The sequence below is a fragment of the Pseudomonas sp. NPDC089534 genome, from assembly GCF_044749305.1.
GTDB lineage: Bacteria > Pseudomonadota > Gammaproteobacteria > Pseudomonadales > Pseudomonadaceae > Aquipseudomonas > Aquipseudomonas ekonensis.
The window spans coordinates 1-4,533 of sequence record NZ_JBIVHR010000177.1; the positions used below are offsets into that span (position 1 = coordinate 1).

The 4,533-nt window shown below is 66.5% G+C and carries 5 protein-coding genes; 3 read left to right on the plus strand and 2 right to left on the minus strand.

Annotated features, from left to right (window positions below; genetic code table 11):
- Positions 1-723, plus strand: a 723-nt coding sequence (gene hutU, locus ACIP0B_RS27950) for a urocanate hydratase (protein ID WP_400838332.1), incomplete at its 5' end; no start/stop codon positions are given.
- Positions 724-725: 2 nt separating this feature from the next.
- The gene (hutH, locus tag ACIP0B_RS27955; protein ID WP_400838334.1) at positions 726-2,258 is read left to right on the plus strand and encodes a histidine ammonia-lyase; all 1,533 of its coding nucleotides are present in this window, start codon (positions 726-728) and stop codon (positions 2,256-2,258) included.
- Positions 2,259-2,495: 237 nt separating this feature from the next.
- Here the strand turns inward: hutH and hutC are convergent, their stop codons facing one another.
- Complete coding sequence (gene hutC, locus ACIP0B_RS27960) at positions 2,496-3,233, minus strand: histidine utilization repressor (protein ID WP_217892018.1); 738 nt, start codon at positions 3,231-3,233, stop codon at positions 2,496-2,498.
- A gap of 147 nt (positions 3,234-3,380) precedes the next feature.
- Positions 3,381-4,139 carry an alpha/beta fold hydrolase gene (locus ACIP0B_RS27965; protein WP_400838339.1) on the minus strand — a complete coding sequence of 253 codons (759 nt, stop codon included), beginning with the start codon at positions 4,137-4,139 and terminating at the stop codon, positions 3,381-3,383.
- Between the two features lie 152 nt (positions 4,140-4,291).
- Between ACIP0B_RS27965 and ACIP0B_RS27970 the strand changes: the two genes are divergently transcribed.
- Positions 4,292-4,533 (plus strand): LysR family transcriptional regulator (locus ACIP0B_RS27970; RefSeq protein WP_400838342.1); only part of this gene is annotated, 242 nt, incomplete at its 3' end.

Genomic DNA, 4,533 nt, shown 5'->3' on the forward strand with positions numbered 1-4,533 from the left:
GACTACGGCAACAACATCCGCCAGATGGCCCAGGAAGAGGGCGTGGCGAACGCCTTCGACTTCCCCGGTTTCGTGCCGGCCTACATCCGTCCGCTGTTCTGCCGCGGCATCGGCCCGTTCCGCTGGGCGGCGCTGTCGGGCGATCCGCAGGACATCTACAAGACCGACGCCAAGGTCAAGGAACTGATCCCGGACGACGCGCACCTGCACAACTGGCTGGACATGGCGCGCGAGCGCATCAGCTTCCAGGGCCTGCCGGCGCGCATCTGCTGGGTCGGCCTGGGCCTGCGCGCCAAGCTCGGCCTGGCGTTCAACGAGATGGTGCGCAGCGGCGAGCTGTCGGCGCCGATCGTGATCGGCCGCGACCACCTGGACTCCGGCTCGGTGTCGAGCCCGAACCGCGAGACCGAATCGATGCAGGACGGCTCCGACGCCGTGTCCGACTGGCCGCTGCTCAACGCCCTGCTCAACACCGCGAGCGGCGCGACCTGGGTGTCGCTGCACCACGGCGGCGGAGTGGGCATGGGCTTCTCGCAGCACTCGGGGATGGTGATCGTCTGCGACGGCACCGACGAGGCGGCCGAGCGGATCGCCCGCGTGCTGCACAACGACCCGGGCACCGGGGTGATGCGTCACGCCGATGCCGGTTACCAGATTGCGATCGACTGCGCCAAGGAGCAGGGCCTGAACCTGCCGATGATCACCTCAGCTAAAGGAGCTTGAGCATGACTGCACTGAACCTGACCCCCGGCCAACTGACCCTGGCCCAACTGCGTGACGTCTACCAGAACCCGGTCACGCTGACCCTCGACGACAGCGCCTCGGCGCAGATCGACGCCAGCGTCGCCTGCGTCGAGCGGATCATCGCCGAGAACCGCACCGCCTACGGCATCAACACCGGCTTCGGCCTGCTGGCCTCGACCCGCATCGCCAGCGCGGACCTTGAGAACCTGCAGCGCTCCCTGGTGCTGTCCCACGCCGCCGGCGTCGGCGAGCCGGTCAGCGACGCGCTGTGCCGCCTGATCATGGTGCTCAAGGTCAACAGCCTGAGCCGCGGCTTCTCCGGCATCCGCCGGCAGGTGATCGACGCGCTGATCGCGCTGGTCAACGCCGAGGTCTACCCGCACATCCCGCTCAAGGGTTCGGTCGGCGCCTCCGGCGACCTCGCGCCGCTGGCGCACATGTCGCTGGTGCTGCTGGGCGAGGGCAAGGCGCGCCACAAGGGCGAATGGCTGCCGGCCACCGAGGCGCTGAAGGTCGCCGGCCTCAAGCCGCTGACCCTGGCGGCGAAGGAGGGCCTGGCGCTGCTCAACGGCACCCAGGTGTCCACCGCGTTCGCCCTGCGCGGCCTGTTCGAGGGCGAGGACCTGTTCGCCGGCGCGCTGGCCGTGGGCGGCCTGACCGTCGAGGCGGTGCTCGGCTCGCGTTCGCCGTTCGATGCGCGCATCCACGCCGCCCGCGGCCAGAAGGGCCAGATCGACGCGGCCGCGGCGTACCGCCACCTGCTGGGCGAGCGCAGCGAGGTGTCCGATTCGCACCAGAACTGCGAGAAGGTGCAGGACCCGTACTCCCTGCGCTGCCAGCCGCAGGTCATGGGCGCGTGCCTGACCCAGTTCCGCCAGGCCGCCGAGGTGCTGGCGGTCGAAGCCAACGCGGTGTCCGACAACCCGCTGGTGTTCGCCGCCGAGGGCGACGTGATCTCCGGCGGCAACTTCCACGCCGAGCCGGTGGCCATGGCCGCCGACAACATGGCCCTGGCCATCGCCGAGATCGGCTCGCTGAGCGAGCGGCGCATCTCGCTGATGATGGACAAGCACATGTCGCAGTTGCCGCCGTTCCTGGTGGCCAACGGCGGGGTGAACTCCGGCTTCATGATCGCCCAGGTGACCGCCGCGGCGCTGGCCAGCGAGAACAAGGCGCTGTCCCATCCGCACTCGGTGGACAGCCTGCCGACTTCCGCCAACCAGGAAGACCATGTGTCGATGGCCCCGGCCGCCGGCAAGCGCCTGTGGGAAATGGCCGAGAACACCCGCGGGATCCTCGCGGTGGAATGGCTGGCGGCGGCCCAGGGGCTGGACCTGCGCGACGGCCTGAAAAGCTCGCCGGCGCTGGAGCAGGCCCGCGCGGCCCTGCGTGCCGAGGTGCCGTTCTACGAGAAGGACCGCTTCTTCGCGCCGGACATCGATGCGGCGACCGGGCTGCTGGCCTCGCGGTGCCTGAGCGCGCTGGTGCCGGCGAAGTTGCTGCCGAGCCTGTAAGGCCTCATCGCCAGCAGGCTGGCTCCCACAAGGGATTGTGCAGGATCTGTAGAAGCCAGCAGGCTGGCTCCCACAAGGGCTCATGCATGACCTGTAGGAGCCAGCAGGTGGCCCTTACAAGAGACTGTGCAAGATTTGGTGAGGGCCAGCAGATTGGCCCTCACCAGGGATCGCGCAACACCTGTGGGAGCCAGCCTGCTGGCGATTCGATTTTGAAAGCGGAGGAGCCTGGAGGGATCAACTCTCCCTGTGGGCGCCATTGACCGGAAGACGGCTGCCCAGACGGTAGCGCGACGACGGGTGGACCAGGCGCACATAGGTGACGATCTTGCCCTGGTTCCAGGTCCGGCGCATGAGCACCAGGCAGGGCTCGTTGTCATCGATCTGCATGTATTTGCTCTCGTCGCCGCTGGGGTGGCTGGCCTCGACGATGTGCTCCATCTCGTCCGGCCGGATGACCTGCAACAGATACCGGGCCGGTTGCAGACCTTCGCCGAACTCCTGCTGCAAAAATTCCGGCACCATCTCCGGGTTGACGTAGCGATCCTCCAGCTGCACCGGCACGCCTTCTTCGCTGTGCACACAGATCAAATGAAACACCGACGCCCCTGTAGGCAACGCCAGCGCGGCGGCCACCTGCATCGAGGCGGCCTCGCGTCCCAGGTGCAGCACCTTGCACGTGTAGCTGTGCCCCCGGGCGATGATTTCGTCGGCGATGTTGGTGATGCGCAGCAGGTTCGACTGCGGCTTGCTCTCGGCCACGAACGTCCCGACCCCCGAGATCCGCACCAGGTGGCCTTCGTCGGCCAGTTCGCGCAGGGCACGGTTGACCGTCATGCGCGACATGCCCAGTTCCTGCACCAGTTGATGCTCGGAAGGGATCAGGTCGCCGGGTTTCCAGACCCCGGCGCGAAGCTTGCCTTGCACGAAATCCTTCGCGCGTTGGTAGCGCGCTTGCGGCGCATTCTTAATCATCAGTCAATCAATCCGAATCTCTTCCCCGGCAAAGGCGCTTGCCCGGTCTTGGCGACAAAGCCGCTATCCTCACAGCTTAGGAGGGACAGCCGCAAGTGCCGGGCGCATTCAATGGCGTGTCGAGGCTGGATTGACTGGCGCTTCACCTCAGCGGGGCGTTTGCTCGACCGCTTTCAGGATGATCCCGGCCACCGCCTCAGGTTCCGACAGGTGCGGCACGTGGTCTGCCGGCAACCGGGTGACCTGCGCCGCCATCTTCTTCGCCATCGCGGCCTGAAGTTCCGGCTGGATCATGCGGTCCTGCTCGCTGAGCAAGTACCAGGAGGGCCGGGTCGTCCACGCCGCCGTCGAGGCTTTCTGCTCGAAGCTGGAGCCCCGGATCGGCGTCTGGGTGGCGATCATCAACCGGGTCTGGTCGCTGGCGACATGCTGGGCCAGGTGCTGTTCGATGCCTTCCGGCGTCAGGGTCAGGAAACCTTCCTTGTCCGCGACGACATGGGTGAGGCCTGACGGGGTCGGGTAACCCTTCGACAGATCTGCCACCGATTCACCCGCCGACGGCGCGAATGCGGCGATGTACACCAGCGACTTCACTTTCTCGTGCTGGCCGGCCTGGGTGATGACCATCCCGCCCCACGAGTGGCCGACCAGCACCACCGGGCCGCTCTGGGCGTCCAGTGTGCGGCGGGTGGCCGCGACATCATCCTCAAGCGAGGTCAGCGGGTTCTGCACGGACACCACGTTGAGCCCCTTGGCTTGCAGCAGCGGGATCACTTTGTTCCAGGTCGAACCGTCGGCGAAGGCCCCGTGCACCAGCACCACGGTCGGTTTCACCTGTGCGGTCGGCGTGGCCGCGGAGGCGGCGGAAGCGATACCGACCGTTGCGGCCAGTAGTGCGGTTTTCATGATCGATTTCACGGCTTTTCACCTCGTCAGTGAGACTGCGCAGCACGTTCGGCTGCGAACGCGCTCACTGTACGGTTGAACTATTTTGCTTAAAATCGATGTTTTGTTTGATGACTTGAAACGGAACGAACCTAATGGATCGCTTGACGTGCATGCGTACCTTTGTGAAGACGGTCGAGGCCGGCTCCATTTCCGCCGCGGCGGTTCAGCTCGGTTTGTCCTCTCAGGTGGCGGGCAAGCAGATCCGCGCGCTCGAGGACAGCCTGGGCACCCAGCTCCTGAGCCGCACGACCCGCAGCCAGAACCTGACCGACAGCGGGCAAGTGTTCTACGAGCGCGCAAAGATCATCCTGGACGAAATGGAGCAGGCGGAGGCGCTGATGGCCGAGTCGCG

Bases quoted from the DNA above. Each gene is read 5' to 3' on its own strand.
- ACIP0B_RS27965 (WP_400838339.1), bottom strand. From the start codon at position 4,139: ATGAAAACCGCACTACTGGCCGCAACGGTCGGTATCGCTTCCGCCGCC.
- hutC (WP_217892018.1), bottom strand. From the start codon at position 3,233: ATGATTAAGAATGCGCCGCAAGCGCGCTACCAACGCGCGAAGGATTTC.
- hutH (WP_400838334.1), top strand. From the start codon at position 726: ATGACTGCACTGAACCTGACCCCCGGCCAACTGACCCTGGCCCAACTG.